The 15,223-nt window shown below is 47.0% G+C and carries 14 protein-coding genes and 1 pseudogene; 3 read left to right on the top strand and 12 right to left on the bottom strand.

Translation table 11 applies throughout. The features are described from left to right. Positions 1–154 precede the first annotated feature (154 nt). The 6 genes from RMO79_RS21225 to RMO79_RS21200 all read right to left on the bottom strand — a co-directional run bounded on the left by RMO79_RS21225 (position 155) and on the right by RMO79_RS21200 (position 5,114). Positions 155–826, bottom strand: coding sequence for a RibD family protein (locus RMO79_RS21225; protein ID WP_310485257.1), 672 nt, complete (start codon positions 824–826; stop codon positions 155–157). A 75-nt stretch (positions 827–901) separates the two neighbouring features. Next, positions 902–1,105: a hypothetical protein gene (locus tag RMO79_RS21220; RefSeq protein ID WP_310485256.1), complete on the bottom strand. Its 204-nt coding sequence runs from the start codon at positions 1,103–1,105 to the stop codon at positions 902–904. Positions 1,106–1,124: 19 nt separating this feature from the next. Beyond that, positions 1,125–2,096, bottom strand: a complete 972-nt coding sequence (sds, locus tag RMO79_RS21215) for a solanesyl diphosphate synthase (RefSeq protein WP_310485255.1) — start codon at positions 2,094–2,096, stop codon at positions 1,125–1,127. 169 nt (positions 2,097–2,265) lie between these two features. Beyond that, positions 2,266–3,108, bottom strand: coding sequence for a glutamate racemase (gene murI / locus RMO79_RS21210; protein WP_310485254.1), 843 nt, complete (start codon positions 3,106–3,108; stop codon positions 2,266–2,268). 43 nt (positions 3,109–3,151) lie between these two features. Continuing rightward, positions 3,152–4,639 carry an N-acetylmuramoyl-L-alanine amidase gene (locus RMO79_RS21205; protein WP_310485253.1) on the bottom strand — a complete coding sequence of 496 codons (1,488 nt, stop codon included), beginning with the start codon at positions 4,637–4,639 and terminating at the stop codon, positions 3,152–3,154. 22 nt (positions 4,640–4,661) lie between these two features. Next, positions 4,662–5,114, bottom strand: coding sequence for an AMIN domain-containing protein (locus tag RMO79_RS21200; protein ID WP_310485252.1), 453 nt, complete (start codon positions 5,112–5,114; stop codon positions 4,662–4,664). 606 nt (positions 5,115–5,720) lie between these two features. Here RMO79_RS21200 and RMO79_RS21195 point away from each other — a divergent pair. Both RMO79_RS21195 and RMO79_RS21190 read left to right on the top strand, forming a co-directional pair. Next, on the top strand, positions 5,721–5,855 hold the full coding sequence (locus RMO79_RS21195; protein WP_310485251.1) for a hypothetical protein: 135 nt from the start codon (positions 5,721–5,723) through the stop codon (positions 5,853–5,855). Positions 5,856–5,968: 113 nt separating this feature from the next. After that, positions 5,969–7,240, top strand: a complete 1,272-nt coding sequence (locus RMO79_RS21190) for a family 10 glycosylhydrolase (protein ID WP_310485250.1) — start codon at positions 5,969–5,971, stop codon at positions 7,238–7,240. Between the two features lie 11 nt (positions 7,241–7,251). Here RMO79_RS21190 and RMO79_RS21185 read toward each other — a convergent pair whose 3' ends face one another. From RMO79_RS21185 to RMO79_RS21160, 6 genes and pseudogenes are all read right to left on the bottom strand, one after another. Beyond that, the gene (locus RMO79_RS21185) at positions 7,252–7,497 is read right to left on the bottom strand and encodes a hypothetical protein (RefSeq protein WP_310485249.1); all 246 of its coding nucleotides are present in this window, start codon (positions 7,495–7,497) and stop codon (positions 7,252–7,254) included. 3 nt (positions 7,498–7,500) lie between these two features. Further along, the gene (locus tag RMO79_RS21180; protein ID WP_310485248.1) at positions 7,501–8,238 is read right to left on the bottom strand and encodes an alpha/beta hydrolase; all 738 of its coding nucleotides are present in this window, start codon (positions 8,236–8,238) and stop codon (positions 7,501–7,503) included. Positions 8,239–8,386: 148 nt separating this feature from the next. Beyond that, positions 8,387–8,893 (bottom strand): flavodoxin FldA, encoded by a 507-nt coding sequence (gene fldA / locus RMO79_RS21175; protein WP_310485247.1) that lies wholly within the window; start codon positions 8,891–8,893, stop codon positions 8,387–8,389. 50 nt (positions 8,894–8,943) lie between these two features. Next, positions 8,944–9,906 carry a chlorophyll a/b binding light-harvesting protein gene (locus tag RMO79_RS21170; protein ID WP_310485246.1) on the bottom strand — a complete coding sequence of 321 codons (963 nt, stop codon included), beginning with the start codon at positions 9,904–9,906 and terminating at the stop codon, positions 8,944–8,946. Between the two features lie 335 nt (positions 9,907–10,241). Then, positions 10,242–11,288 carry a chlorophyll a/b binding light-harvesting protein gene (locus RMO79_RS21165; RefSeq protein WP_310485245.1) on the bottom strand — a complete coding sequence of 349 codons (1,047 nt, stop codon included), beginning with the start codon at positions 11,286–11,288 and terminating at the stop codon, positions 10,242–10,244. A 158-nt stretch (positions 11,289–11,446) separates the two neighbouring features. Beyond that, positions 11,447–12,562 (bottom strand): annotated as a pseudogene (locus RMO79_RS21160) (chlorophyll a/b binding light-harvesting protein); the annotation flags it as partial. Positions 12,563–13,003: 441 nt separating this feature from the next. Between RMO79_RS21160 and RMO79_RS21155 the strand changes: the two are divergent. Next, positions 13,004–14,905 (top strand): DICT sensory domain-containing protein, encoded by a 1,902-nt coding sequence (locus RMO79_RS21155; protein WP_310485243.1) that lies wholly within the window; start codon positions 13,004–13,006, stop codon positions 14,903–14,905. Positions 14,906–15,223 lie beyond the last annotated feature (318 nt).

The raw sequence follows: 15,223 nt of genomic DNA, 5'->3' as shown, positions 1-15,223 counted from the left end.
GGACGGGGAGACTGGGGGACGAGGGGATTGGGAATCGATCTATTCTATTTTATTCTTCCTCCCACATCTCCCACGGTGGTTGAGCGGAGCCGTTGGCGATAGCCTGCCGTAGGCACAACCACACCTCCCACACCCCTCGCTCCCCGCTCCCAAATTACTTCTGTACTTGATAATGAAGGAAAAGTTCGCCAGCGATCGCATCGACGTTTAATAATGTTAATTTAGGTGCTGAATCTGGTGTAAATCCCGCTCCAGATACTGGCGTGGGCGAAGCAGTACCACCATAAATAACCGGGCAAACAGTCAGCCACAATTCATCGATAAATCCAGCCGCGAATAAACTGGCTGCTAATTCCGATCCGCCGAGAAAGCAAATATGTTCTAGATTTAATTCGGCAAGTTTAATCTTCACAACTTGCCAATCGATATCTTTACCATCGGGAGTTTCGCAGACAAGAATCTGACTGAAACTATCGCGTTCGTGCCAATCAGTCGCACCAGTAGTAGTTGTCAATAACCATCGATCGATCGGTTGACTGAAAAATGGTAATTGTGGATCGATTTTGCCACTGCGCGAACAAATAATTTGGGGTGGTTGAGCTGGTTTGCCACGATCGATCCTGGATTGAATCAATGCTGGTTTATTGACTAATACCGCACTTCCCCCATCACCGAGGGTACCGCTACCGACTAAAATCGCGTCAGCTAGAGCCATTTGCGCTTCTAGGTGTGCCGAATCTCGATCGGAGCTAAATGTTGGCGGCGATTTAGTCGCATCCGCAATTTTGCCGTCGGCTGTCATTGCTAGTACGAGCGTTGTTTTCATGAAGATTAATTCCAGCAATATTTATCGACAATCGATCGTAGAAGTCCCGATATTTTAGCTATTTAATTTAATCGCCTAGCCAATCAGCCGACTGAAAACTTCATGGTTTCGTCCCGGCATCAGAATCTCTAGAGTATTGTGGGAGTAAGATAACCGAATGCCATGAGACTTTGCAAAACCAACCTGAATCAGTTTAAACTGTTGCCATTCAAGATCGGGATAGATCGTCAAGCGATCTTCCTCGATCGAATGTGAGTGGAGTAGCCTAATTGGTATCATGGCAATTCTCGATCGTAGCTTAATACAGCCGTTTTAAGACATAATCAGTCAGATCCCCCAAGGCTTGAAGTGAAGTAGAAGCATCTAAACCCTCGATTTGCGCCAATGCCAACTGCGCGTGGTGCTTGGCTAATTCGCGAGATTGGTTAATTCCCGTACTGTTGCGGACTAAACTTAAAGCCGCTTCCAAATCTGCCGGATCTGCAAATTCAGTCGCGATTAAATCGACCAATTGCGGATACTCTTGCATAGCATATAATGTCGGTGCAGTCAAGTTCCCACTTGCTAAATCCGAACCAGCAGGTTTGCCCAAGACTTCATCAGAAGCCGTAAAGTCGAGAATATCATCGACAATCTGGAAAGCTAACCCCAAATTACGTCCATACAGATACAACCGTTCGCAAGTTGCCATCGGCGCGTCGCTGAGTACGCCCGCAGCTTTGGCACTATTAGCCAGTAGGGACGCAGTTTTGTAGTAACTTTTTTCTAAATAGGCTTCGATCGAGAAATCGGTTTCAAATTGATTCAATCCTTGCTGAATCTCGCCTTCAGCTAAGTCCATAATCACCTGTGAGAGCAGTTTGACCACTTCGAGGTTATCTAAGTTCGCCAGATACCAAGACGACTGAGCGAACAGGAAATCGCCTGCTAGCACGGCAATCCGATTATCGAACAGGCTGTGTACCGTCGGTACGCCTCGGCGAGTATCGGCAGTATCGACAACATCATCGTGGACGAGACTAGCCGTGTGGATCATTTCGGTAATTTCTGCCAGCCGACGGTGGCGCGGGGTAATTTCTTCCCCCGGCATTGTCGCCCGTGCGACTAGCAAGACAATCGCTGGACGCAACCGTTTGCCCCCAGCTCCGAATAAATGTTCGGCGGCTGCGTACAAAATGGGGTGGCGGGCACCAACGAGTTTTTTGAGGTTTTCTGTCAAGGCTTGTAATTCAGCTTCAACAGGAGTAAATACAGATTTCACTGAGGTCATCGATCGAGCGGCTCAGAGGATGAGTTTACGAAAGTTTACATATATTCTAAGCTATTTTTCCTTTGGATAGGGAATAGGAGCTAGGGAATAGCGAAAAGTGCGGTTTTGTGGCGCGTTTGAACCGATTTGAGTTTTTTGAAGTTTCAGGATTTTCGCCCTAATTTCTAACTTAGGCAACTGGTACTGTGGGGAGAACGATCTGCTCTACTACGGGGCGAGCGGGCAGCCATTGGGTGGCAAGTTGGGCAAATTGAGCCGGATCGCCACTGACGACAAAGGTAGTCGGCTGAGCTGGGCGACGGCTGTGGATGCCGAGGAGATTGAGTTCTTTAGCGGCGGCGGTGACGACGGCGATGGCTGGATTGACGAAACTAATGCTTTCGGGTACGAATTTTCGTAAAATTGGTTCGAGGTGAGGATAATGGGTACAACCATATACTAGAGTATCGATCGACCGAGCGAGTAGGGGTTGAAGATATTCTTTAGCAATGGCGAGGGTAGATGGTTCGGCGAGGCGATTATTTTCGATCGCGGGGACGAATTCCGGGCAAGCAACCTGCCAAACTTCGGCATGAGGATTTGCCTCACCAATGGCTGTCAGATAAGCGTTACTGGCGACGGTAGCAGGAGTAGCAATTACCCCAATTCGCTGCCCTTGTCGCGCCGCTGCTCTGGCTCCTGGTAGCACTACACCGAGAATCGGCAGATCGTATTCATCGCGGACGGTATCTAAAGCTAGAGCCGAACTGGTATTACAAGCGACGATCGCCATTTTGACCCGTTGCGATACCATCCAGTCTAGAGTTTGTCTGGTAAATTTGATAATTTCTGCGGCACTGCGGGTGCCATAGGGTACGCGCGCTGTATCCCCAAAATACAAAACCGATTCGTGCGGGAGCTGGCGATAGATTTCTTGCAAGACTGTCAATCCCCCCACACCACTATCAAACACGCCAATTCTAGAAATTTCGTCCGATGGGATTTGCGGGGTGGGAGTGAATCTGTCTTGCATGTTAGTCGAAAGAGTCTAGCAACTAGAAATGGTGGATTTAAACTTAGTTACGATCCTTGATGTATTGGATAATTCCTTTGGCAATGGCTTCTGCCATCACTTTTTGATAATCATCCCGTCGCAGTCGAGCCACTTCTTCTGCGCTAGTCAAATAACCAGTTTCGACTAGAATAGCGGGGATGGTCGATTTCCGCAATACCAGAAACCGCGCCGAGCGTACGCGCCGATCGTTCAAGTAGAAACCATTCTTGTTCACGTAATCTACCACCGTTCTGTGGACGGTATCGGCAAAAGATTGCCCGATATTGTAATGATATGTTTCTAAGCCATTGACATCGGGACGATTATCGATCGAATTGGCATGAATGCTGACAAATAACGTCGCACCTGCTTCTCTCGATATCGCGACGCGATCGTCTAGACCGACGTAATTATCGCCAGTACGAGTCATTTTGACTGCAATTCCTTGCTTTTCGAGAATTTCGGCGACGCGTTTGGCGATCGGTATAATTACATCTACTTCGCGCAAACCGCCCAATCCGATCGCACCAGGATCTCTACCGCCGTGTCCGGGATCGATCGCCACTAGCACGCGTCCGTTAGTCGGTTTGGCTGAGGGCGAGGTATCTTGCTTGGTGGGCGTAGGGCGGGTTGTTTGCGTCGCTCTGGGCACTGAGATCGGGACTTCTGCTGGCGGACGACCGACGGCAATGCGGGTCGTATTAGCAATCGGTTGGAGGTATACCCACCGACTTTCTAGATACTGACGGACGATATCCACTTTGACCCCATCAGCCCGCCGCACGAGGATGGAGATATCATCGCCTTGGGCACTAACAGTCAAGTACCGTTGGGATTCGGCGGGCACTTGATAGCCTGGAGCCAATCTCGCATTGGGAATCGTCACCCGATAACTCCCAGAGGGGATATCCCACCCGGTTGTATATTTGAGCTGCGTCCTACTCGATCGATCGAGCTGTAATAAAATGCCCGTCCGAGTAGGATCGATCGCAATATAATTGACTGGTGCCAGCGCGGTATTTGAGGCAACTACTCTAGGACGAGCTGGTTGAGCGACTACAACTTGACCGTTTTCGTTAAAAACTGCCACCGGGCCGACTGGCGCGCCGCGCGGAAACGACTGAAGGGGTTGGGGAGTAGGCAGTTGCACCGACCACTGCTTATTCGTACTGGCTTGGATTAATACCTGCTGCGGATCGATGCTGTACCCAGGATCGAGTTCTAAGACCATTCTCGCCCGATCGGGATCGACTTGACCGACGCGGAGCGATTTAACGCCATTACTGAGTACTTGAGAAGATGTGGGCTGATTGAGTCGGGTATCGGGGAGATCGACGATCAACCTACTGGGGTTAGCCAGCATTTGAGCTTCAGGTTTCACCGCCGAGCTGGTAGTAAAATCAATGCGATTCTCGGTTGCATTATATTGCCACGATAAAATTTCGGCGGCAGATGCTGGCGATACCATTACGAAACTGACAATACTGGGGAATAACCAGTTGTATCTCACAATACTTACTCCTATGTAGGGACTATCTGGGCAAATTCGGTTTTGGGGTTAGAGTCGGTAAAGTCGTCGATCCGCGTTCGGGAACTGGAATAGTCACATACCAATCGATCGGATTTTCGCCAGTAAACTGAACTCGCTTAGGATTGATGGTATATCCAGGCTGTAGTTCTAGAACCAGCCTAGCAGTAGTGCCATCGAATTGCCCGACGCGCAAAGATCTAAAATTGCCTGTTAATTTTTGAGTGATAGTTGGCTTGGGGAAAGCAATTCCCGGCAAATCGATCACCAGTCGCGTCGGATTAAATAGCATTACAGCTTTGGGCTGCACCCCAGCATCTGTTTTGAAATCTAATCTATTTCTGCTCGGATCGAATTTCCACGATGCCAATTGACCAGCATCGGCGGGGGCGGCTAGCAGACCTAAACTAAAGATACTAACGAGTAAAAATTGCAATCTCACTTCACTATATTCCATCCTTAACAGTGGACACGATTTCCAGTCGATCGATGCTCGTTGTGGTCGATCGCGCCTGGTTGCTCTAATACCAAGCGTCTGCATTCGCATGAGCTACCAGATCGATAATTGACGCACTTTGAGTCATTTCTCTATCTCAGAGGCTACACCCACGCGTAGCCCCTGGTGATGTCAGATCGTGCTGTTTTATACTAACGAGTCTGTAGAAAACTATCTGTTACCATCGACGTTTCGTGGGGAGCAGATGTGCCAATTGCGATCGACGTTGGCACTTATTTAAGATGAACTAACATATCATATTGTTTCTGTTTGCTGCGAAAAATCAACATTTTGGTACTCTATGGTAAAGTACCATGAATTTGGTCTTTGGTTCTAAAATCGAGCCATCAGACCTGCGATTGCTAATCGCTGTCTGCCACAGTAGCAAGATGAGCCAGTCAGTTCCAAAGGCTCTAAATCCGCCAGAGATTCGATCTGTTAACAGCGGTCGATCGTGCCGCCTTGTCAAGATCTGACTCTAAATCGGTCTAGTAGTTCCAGGTTAACTATCCTCACAGAGTCTAACCATATAATTCCCGCTTTTTCAACCTGACTAGCTAAATTAGGATGGCGATCTCAATTATTTTACCGTTACGACAGCATGGGATCGATGAAGATTTGCTGTTTGAGTCTGCATACTCGGCGCGATGTCTCCCAATTCTCGATGTATGGCTAGTAGGTATTGGTGTCGATCGCTGTTAACGATCGCGGGTGGCACATGCTAACCTAGTGGGATCGATCGAGTTCGATGCTACATTTTTATTTTTTCTAAATCTGCCGATCGATTCGATCGGACAATTGCTCTAATCATCAATATGGGAACTAATAAAAATCGAGGTTGTGGTTGTTTGAGAATACCACTATCTGTCATCATTTTGATGTTAGGTGGTAGCTATTGGTGGTTGATTTATCTAGGTAACTTTAATAAGATCGCTAAACTGTTGCCGCCGATTCAATTACCACATCCGATTGCCAATCTGTTCCCCTCACAATCTACTAGTAGCAAACCTTTACCACTGCCGATACCCACAGGGTTGCCACCAGTTGCCATTCGACAGCCTGTAGCGGTTGCTTCTGAGCCACCAAAGATCGATAAACCTAAACCTCAAGCTTCACCTTCACCAATTGCCGCATCACCACCACCCACCAATCTCCAGAATTCCTGGGAGAAAAAAGCAATTAGGGGTATTTATTTAAGTCGCTATCAAATTACTAATAATGCTGACGAGCAAACGATTCGACAGCGGGTTCGGTATTATCGATCGCAAGGGATAAATACGATAATTCATGGCGTGTGGGGGAATGGCTGCACGATGTATGATAGTGAAGTTATGCAGCAAATGTTGGGTGCGAAAAGCTGTCCCAATTTGTTTCAAGATCGCTGGCTGGAATGGACGATCGATGAAGCCCACAAACAGGGGATGCAGGTTCATGCTTATTTTGAAAAAGGGATTAAAATCGATAAAGATAGTCCAATTTTCGACCGAGCGATTGCTAAAAAATGGATCGTACCGGGAGTCGATCGCACCTATGCTAAAGTCGAACATTATGTCTTAGATGTTGAGGTGCCAGAAGTTGCCGATCTGTTTAAAAAGATGCTGGCAGAATTTGTCGTTAAATATCCAAAAATCGATGCAGTGCAATGGGATGACTATCTTGGCTATCATGCCGAATTGCCTGGTAAGGTAGATCGAACTGCGAGTTTGACAACTTTCGTCCAACAACTAATTGCTGGTATGAAGGCGGCGAATCCAGCGGTTAGCTTCGATCTTTGTCATCACAATCCATACTGGGCAAAACGTTATTTTGCTGCTGATTGGGAAAAGTGGAAAGTCGATCGGGTCTTTATTCAAGACTATAATGAGAAAAATTTTAAAGACGAACTAAACTATGCTGTTAATTATGCTGGCGTGGCAATTACCGATGGACAACTGCATCGTTTAAAAGAATTGACTGTCAATCCTAAAATTAAAGGCATTCTCATTTTTCCTCTTGCTGGCAAACCAGAAGAAACCGCCGCCCGCGTCCAAAAGATCGATCGAGAAAATAACAAGCCTGCATTAATTCCTAAGGTAACAAATAACTAACCAATCTAATTCTATCGCAACTGTATTTTTTGCGGCTGAGGTTGATAATCTTGACAACCAATCGCCTCTTCCGAGCAAGCAATGTGAGGATTGACAGTACACTTGAGATAACAACTATTGGTAACATATTGACACTTGTGGCAAGGCACTTGATGTAACCGCTTAACATAGATAAATCCAGTTTTCCAGTGATGTGCTAAAGTCCAGCAACCACCAAATATGATGCCCCAAGTCAGAATAAAGCAAACTATAATCATTGGTTAATTAAACTCCGCACGCGCAAGTTGTTGCAATACTAATTCTGGCTCTAATGTTTGCCAAAACCGTTGAATTTGACAGCTAACTAGCTCTGAATGAAAGTGGTGAAAAAAGTGACCGCCTGTTGTAGATCTCCAGATTTTATCGCCAGTTTTAAAATAACTGTTCCAACCATAAAGTGCGGGTGAAGTAATTACTGGATCGTTCTGAGAGCCACAAATCATTACAGGCATATCGACTCCACATTTAGGCAGAATATCTAATCTAAATAGAGAGCAATTAGATGGTGCCTCAACTAAATCTCGTTCCAATCGATCGGCTAGATCCTGAACGTGAGTCGAGCAAATACCTGGGAATAAATCGATCGCGACCGATCTGAGCATGTAATTGCGATCGCCTGGAAAAGATTGGAGCTGAGTATAATAATAAGAATGCCAATTATGACCTGGCTGAACGGCAACACTTAGTAATGTTAAAGATATAATTTTTGGTGGATATCTACGGGCATAGCCTAAAGCAATTACACCACCAATGCCATGCCCAATTAAATGGATCGGCTCGTCTGACTGAGATAGATATTCTTTTAATAGATCGATCGCCCCATCGATCGAACTACCTTCATCTAATGTTTGATAATATTCCCAAAACTCAATTTCGACTATTTTTGAGAGACTATTAAGCAGCCGACGATGAAAATATTTGAGGCTAGGGCTAGCACTAACCCAAAGGACTTTAGACATATAGTTGGGAGTAAAGAGTAAGGAATAAAATCAAAAATTTTAATAATAATTGATATTTTATTTAGTTTGATAACAATGTTTGGATCGTAAAATATTGGAGATATTTTTATTTCCAATATTTTACCGTTGGATGAGAAGGCAACGTCAATTAGGCAAATTCTTTTTTGATTTGAGCGACCCAAGCTTTAACTCGTTCGTCGGTTAGATCGGATTGATTATCTTCATCGATCGCTAAACCGACAAACTTACCATTACGGACTGCTTTAGATTCGCTAAAATCATAACCATCAGTAGACCAATAACCAACAGTCTTACCCCCACGCGCTGTAATTTTAGCTTCTAAAATTCCCACGGCATCCATGAAATTATCTGAATAACCGAGTTGATCGCCAGTTCCAAAATAAGCGATAGTTTTACCCTTGAAATCCATACTATCGAGTTCTGGGAAAAACCCATCCCAATCGCTCTGTAATTCGCCGATATCCCAAGTAGGCGAAGCAATAATTAATTTGGTGTATCCATCAAAATCACTAGCATCTACTTGAGACATATCATGAAGATCGATCTCACTAGCCCCAAATTCATCTCGAATCATTTCAGCAATACTTTCGGTTTTGCCAGTCTGAGTACCAAAAAAAAGTCCAATTTTTGACATACGTTTAATTAGGTTTTAGGTTTTAGGTTTTAGAGAGTATCGATTATCGTCTAACTCGCCATTCGAGCGCGATAAGCGTGCCAGAGATGTCCGACTAGAGCCGTAATCGCCAAGAAAAATTGACTTGCAGCAGCAGAAGTTCGATCTACCCCGTAAAATTCAACTGGAAAAGCGGTAGTATTAAACCCCACAAAAGCACAGCTTACTAACGCCATAAAAGCTAAACCACCAAGGCTGTAAGCTAAAATTGCATCAGCTTCAATTCGTAAAATCTTCACCGCCCACTTCATAGGTGCAACTAAAATATGCCAAGCACCACCACCAAGTAAAATTGCACCAATCCATAAATGCCCGCCGATAATATCTTCTAAATTATTGACACTTGCCATGCCCGTCGGTGTCCAAACGCCATGATTTAGTCCGCCGAGATAGCTAAAAATTGTGACTGGATTTAGCGTTGGTTCGCTCACTACCCGCACCTGATGGAGTGCCGCATCGTAAATGCCACCCCACCACATTGCTTTACCTGCTAAAGCTAATGCCCCAAAACCGAGAAATAACAGGTGATGTCCGAGGATAAAACCTAGCTTTTTGGGATCGTTCCATTCATAATGAAATTTAGTAACTCGCCCTTGCCCATCTTTGAGATTCGCGGGAGCGCGGAAAACATGATAGAGTCCCCCCGCACCTAATACCGCTGAAGCAGCTAAATGGATCATTCCGATCGCAAAATAAGGATAAGTATCGACAATTTTGCCCTCGGCACCCACACCCCAGCCCAAAGTAGCTAAATGGGGGAGGAGAATAAATCCTTGCTCTGCGAAGGGTAAATCGGGCTGGAAGCGCAAGGCTTCGGAAATTGCTGTCGTTCCCGCCCAAAACATAATCAGTCCGGCATGGGCGATATGTGCGCCGAGTAGTTGTCCCGATAAATTGACTAATTGGTAATTACCAACGAGCCATGCTAGTTTTGGGCGATCTTCTGCGATCGATCTTTCTAAGGATATTGTCATAATTTTAGTGGATATGGTGGTTGCGGAGATCTACCCACCCCGCCCTTTGGGCACCCCTCCGTTCGCGAAGCGTCTGCCTTGCAGAGGAGGGGATTTTATATGGCTTCGCTCATTGACTAAGGTGTATGCACAAGTTGGATGGACTTCGTTTTGAGATCTCAATCCCCCTAAATCCCCCTTTCCAAGGGGGCTTTAGGGGGATTCCCACCAATTTCGCCTCTAAACTAGAGATATGTATACACGGTAGCCTCTGGGGAGGGGATTTTTCTTAGCTCCCCTCCTCTGCGAAGCCAGACGATATGCGAACGGAGGGGGTTGGGGGTGGGTTCCGTGGTTTACTCAGCCGCAGAGGTGGCTGCTTCGTTGATGCCATTGATGGCTTTTTCTACCCGTCGGAAATCGAAGCCCATCGCCCGGAGTGCGTGCCACAAGTGTCCTTGTAAGAAGAAAAACGCTAAGAAGAAATGACCATTTGCCAACCACGCGCGGGAGGTATGTCCGATGGGTAACTTCACGCTATCTGAAAAATAAGGAGCTACACCCAACTTGACATCTAATACCGCACCGTAGAATTCGGGTGGATAAGCTAAGGTATTGACAGCACAGAAATACGCCGCTACGAACCCAGCCAAAGCAATTCCACCGAGAGAATAGGAGAGAATTGCTTCACCCGACCAAATTAAGGCTTTTTTCGCCCAAGGTAAAGGTTCTTTGACGATGTGCCAGACTCCGCCCAGAATTAAGAGCGCGCCGACATAAATATGTCCGCCGACTAAATCTTCGAGACTGGTGATTGTGGCAAAGTGCGTCTGATAGCCATAGATAACCGCAGGATCGAGGGTGGGTGCTGTTACTAACCGCACATCATGAATTGTGGAGTCATACAAACCGCCCCACCACATCGCTTTACCTGCGAGTAATAGCGCGCCTGCGCCAAGAAATAGCAAGTGATGTCCGAGAATTAAGCCCAACTGTTTGGGGTCGTCCCAGGTAAAATGGAATTTGCGGGCGTTACCTTTGGTACTTGCCAAACTTTCTGGCGTTTTAAAGGTGTGAAATAAAGCACCCGCACCCAAAACTGCTGAAGAAATTAAATGTACCACCCCAACGACGAACATCGGATAGGTATCGATAATTTCGCCACCTTTACCCACTCCCAAACCGAGGGTAGCTAGGTGCGGTAACAGAATTAAGCCCTGTTCGCCCATTGGGGTAGTAGCACTGTAGCGAGAGAGTTCAAACAGAGTGAAAGCTCCAGCAAAAAACATTGTTAGCGCGGCTTGTCCGACATGAGCGGCAATAAATAGCCCCGACTTTTCGGCAAAGCGCGCGTTACCCGCCCACCAGCCATATTTGACATTCGGTCTGTCGTAAGTTTGCATCTTAATAATCAACCTCAATCGATCGTGTAATTACTCATTAGCCAAAAACGGCGTGTGAGTTTGTTATCATCGAAATAGAACTTTTTAACTCGTGCTGAGAAATCGGCAAGAAAGCGATTTCTACCAAATTTCTCAGTTTTTCTCGATCTTTGACTTTAAGGAAAATTTCGCAATAAGGAGCTAGTCAAGTTGGTAGTACTTATCGGTACGTCCAAATTCGCTTACTCTGGCTGTTCGGTAGCAACCATTCGACCCGGACGTAGATCTAAGCCAGCCGCTGCCGACCGCACTTGAATTGCGTGCCAGATATGTCCGGCTAGCAGCAATACTGCCAGGACAATGTGACTGGTAGCCAACCAAGTCCTCACTGTGGCTGCTTCGATCGCCACGCCGACATTCAAACCTACTGGCCCGTAGAAGACTTCGGGATAGACGGTAGTATTAACCGTCACAAAGTAAGCTGCAAAAAAGCCCATATAGGCAAGCGCGCCCAAGCTATAGCTCAGGTAAGCTTCGCCAGACCAAAATAGGACTTTAGTTGCCCACTGACTGGGAGTCGTGGTGATATGCCAGCAACCGCCAGCAATACAGAGTAAACCCACCCAAATATGCCCACCGACAACATCTTCAAGATTGTCTACAGATGCCATGCCTGCGCTGCCATGTAGCCCGATGAGATAGCCAAAGATCTGCCCCGCGCTCAGTGTGGGGTCACTCACTACCCGTACCGAACCCAGAGCCGGATCGTATAGCCCACCCCAAAACATGGCTTTGGCAACGAGTAGCCAAGCACCGATGCCCAAGAGCGTCAGATGGATACCCAAAATAGTGGTCATCTTCTGGGTATCTTGCCAGTCGTAGCCAAATGAGCCAGCAATGGTCGAATCTTGAGATAAGATGGCTTCCCCCCGGATTGAGTGGTAAATACCACCCGCACCCAAGACAGCAGAACTAATGAGATGAATTGCTCCAATCGCCAAATAGCTCTGGGTGTCAATAATCTGTCCGCCAGTCCCGACTCCAAAGCCCAATGTTGCCAAGTGTGGGAGCAGAATTAGCCCCTGTTGGAACATCGGCTGGCTACTGTCAAAGTGGGAAATCTCAAAAATGGTCATCGCGCCAGCCCAGAACAAAATTAGCCCTGCATGGGCAACATGCGCTCCTAAGAGTCGCCCAGATAAATTTGTCAGTCTGGCATTCCCCGCCCACCAAGGAGCGATTCTTCCGAGGAGAGGCTTCGCCAACGGGGATGGATTTACTGCTGTTGCTGTCATCGCTATACCTCAATCGATCGATAAACTTATTGAAATAAATACTCAATAAGCTTTTCAAGATATTAACATAATTATTGAGAATAAATAGCATTTGCCTGAGATCTTTACGATCGCGACCTGCCGATGGCGATCGAGTTAACCCGCCGATCGATCTCCAGAATTAGCCAATGGGAGAGGTTTGAGCTATTTTGGCAGACTGGGGTGTTGACCCTTTGCCCTTAAAACCCGATCGATTGTCAAGAATTCTGATAGTAAATAAAAGTGAAGGGATTGGCTTAAAATATCGATCCAGTAACTATTTAGTCTGGTTTTTCTGTAATATAGGAATCGATAACCCCAAGATCCCATTGCCAAAGCTCTCGACACTAAACAAGATCGACAGAGCAAACAGCGATCGATCGCCGCCCAACCCTGCCGCAGCTATAGGGGAGTAGATATATAGTGAGCAATCAACAATCGGTTTTAAGCGAATTACTGCGGCAAATGCCCCAACTGAGATCGCACTTGTACTTTAAATCTTCCCTAACCGCGCTATCTCATGCTATGGAAGATCGGGTACTAGCAGGGACAGATCGACCATTGCTGATTGCCAGTTTTCAGCAAGAAAAGTTTTATCGGCAAGAAGCGCATCGGTATCGGCGATTGGGCGAAATTAGCGACCAAGTGTATGTCCTAGCTGCTCCAGATGCCGAATTTAGTCGCGTGGAAGAATACGAATTGGTGCCATTTACCAACACCGATGCCCTTGCCTCAGAGTGGCACTTAATCGCCATCGGTGCCCAGTCAGCAGCTTGTCTGATCTGTCGAGAAAAAATTGCCACCCCTTCAGACACCACAGTTTTACCCGAAATCGATGCCTCGCGAAGGTTTGAGGGGATCTGGACATTCGATCGCCAAGTGACGATCGCGGCGGCACATATTTTACTCGATCGGATTCAAGGTTATCGCCCAGATTTGGCAGCTAAAATCGTCCAGGCGAAGCAAGAATACCTAATTGCTGTCCCCACTATCCCCCACGACCATTCAGCCAGTGCCGATGCCTTCGTGCAGCGACTGGTGACCTATTTACAAGCCCGACAATACAAGCTGCTCAAAGCGTATCGAGCGATCGAAGAAAAAGAAGAACGCGAACGCCTAGTCAACTCCATTACCGGGGCGATTCGGCGTTCGCTTAACTCGGCAGACATTCTCTACGTTGCCGGACAAGAAATCGGCAAAGCCACAGGGGTAAGTCGGTGCATTATCTATCAATATCGTAAAGACGAACGCAACACCACGATCGCCCACGAATATCTCGCCAACTCTAAAACTACTTCACTCATCGGTACGGCATGGAATCTAGCCGACAATCCGATTTATAAAGCTGTCGTCAATACCCACGAATCCACATCGCTAGCCGAAGTCACCATTACCAAAACCTGGCAGCGCACCCTCACCAAACTCGGCATTACCGACTGGCTCATCGTCCCTGTCTTACATCAAGATCGGCTCTTGGGCGCGATCGAACTGCATCAATACCATCCAGACCCCTTACCGTGGTCGGATGATACCATTACCCTAATTGAAGCGATCGCCACCCAAATCGGTAGCACCCTAATTCAAGCCGAGTCTTACACTAATTTAGAATACCTCAACCAACAACTCGAAGCACTCGATCGTACCCGTGCCAATCTCGTCGCCATTACCGGACACGAACTGCGAACGCCGCTCTCTACCATTCAAGTCTGTCTCGAAAGTCTGGCAACCGAGCCAGATATGTCGCCAGAACTCCGCCAAGTCATGCTCAATACCGCCCTCGGCGATGCCGAACGGATGCGGAAACTCGTTCAAGATTTTCTCACTCTCTCTCAACTCGAAAGCGGACGAATTCAATGGCACCCAGAACCGCTCTCGCTGGAAGAATGTATCGATTTAGCATTGAGTGGTTTGAATACCCGCAGGTACGATCGTGATTTACCCAAAATTATCGTCGATCTTCCCCCCAATCTACCCTTCGTTCGGGCAGATGGCGAATGGTTAGTAGAAGTCCTCACTAAACTGCTCGATAATGCCTGTAAATTTACCACGGGTAAAGATCGGATCGGCATTGAAGCCTCCAAAATTGAATCGATGCTCGAAGTAACTGTCACCGATACCGGACGCGGCATCGCGCCAGAGTTATTACAGATGGTGTTCGAGCGGTTTTATCAAGCCGAAGGTTCCCTGCGGCGGACGACTGGCGGTACTGGTTTAGGGCTGGCAATCTGTCGGCAAATTGTCAACGGTTGGGGTGGGGAAATTTGGGCAGAATCGGCAGGTAAAGATTGTGGGAGCAGGTTTCACTTTACGGTGCCTTCTATTTAGATGGGAGATGGGAGTAAGAAGTAAGAAGTAAGGAGTAAGGCATTTGGGTGAATTTAGTGGTGTTGAATATTTTCATTTTCAAAGTATTACAGTCTAACAAACCTCGAATCAAAGCCATGCTTGGAATGTAGTAACACCCACTCCGATACCCACCAACTAACCCTTACGCAGGGGAGTTTGAGGGGCGGCGTTCCGCCTCTCAACGGGGGGTCTGGGGGTCGGAACCCCAGATCCGGGTTCTGCCCCTACTAGGAAAATCGATACCCACAAGTATTTATCGTTTACCGCTACGCTTACAAATAGTCACCTTAACAGGGG

It is taken from the genome of Chamaesiphon sp. VAR_48_metabat_403, from assembly GCF_031422475.1.
In the GTDB taxonomy this organism is placed as follows: domain Bacteria; phylum Cyanobacteriota; class Cyanobacteriia; order Cyanobacteriales; family Chamaesiphonaceae; genus Chamaesiphon.
Note: the sequence above shows the minus strand (reverse complement) of the source record. Positions and strands in the feature narration are given on the sequence as shown.

What these genes read in the sequence shown, in the direction of transcription:
- RMO79_RS21225 (WP_310485257.1), bottom strand. Translation starts at nt 826, where the DNA reads ATGAAAACAACGCTCGTACTAGCAATGACAGCCGACGGCAAAATTGCG.
- RMO79_RS21220 (WP_310485256.1), bottom strand. Translation starts at nt 1,105, where the DNA reads ATGATACCAATTAGGCTACTCCACTCACATTCGATCGAGGAAGATCGC.
- sds (WP_310485255.1), bottom strand. Translation starts at nt 2,096, where the DNA reads ATGACCTCAGTGAAATCTGTATTTACTCCTGTTGAAGCTGAATTACAA.
- murI (WP_310485254.1), bottom strand. Translation starts at nt 3,108, where the DNA reads ATGCAAGACAGATTCACTCCCACCCCGCAAATCCCATCGGACGAAATT.
- RMO79_RS21200 (WP_310485252.1), bottom strand. Translation starts at nt 5,114, where the DNA reads ATGGAATATAGTGAAGTGAGATTGCAATTTTTACTCGTTAGTATCTTT.
- RMO79_RS21195 (WP_310485251.1), top strand. Translation starts at nt 5,721, where the DNA reads ATGGCGATCTCAATTATTTTACCGTTACGACAGCATGGGATCGATGAA.
- RMO79_RS21190 (WP_310485250.1), top strand. Translation starts at nt 5,969, where the DNA reads ATGGGAACTAATAAAAATCGAGGTTGTGGTTGTTTGAGAATACCACTA.
- RMO79_RS21185 (WP_310485249.1), bottom strand. Translation starts at nt 7,497, where the DNA reads ATGATTATAGTTTGCTTTATTCTGACTTGGGGCATCATATTTGGTGGT.
- RMO79_RS21180 (WP_310485248.1), bottom strand. Translation starts at nt 8,238, where the DNA reads ATGTCTAAAGTCCTTTGGGTTAGTGCTAGCCCTAGCCTCAAATATTTT.
- fldA (WP_310485247.1), bottom strand. Translation starts at nt 8,893, where the DNA reads ATGTCAAAAATTGGACTTTTTTTTGGTACTCAGACTGGCAAAACCGAA.
- RMO79_RS21170 (WP_310485246.1), bottom strand. Translation starts at nt 9,906, where the DNA reads ATGACAATATCCTTAGAAAGATCGATCGCAGAAGATCGCCCAAAACTA.
- RMO79_RS21165 (WP_310485245.1), bottom strand. Translation starts at nt 11,288, where the DNA reads ATGCAAACTTACGACAGACCGAATGTCAAATATGGCTGGTGGGCGGGT.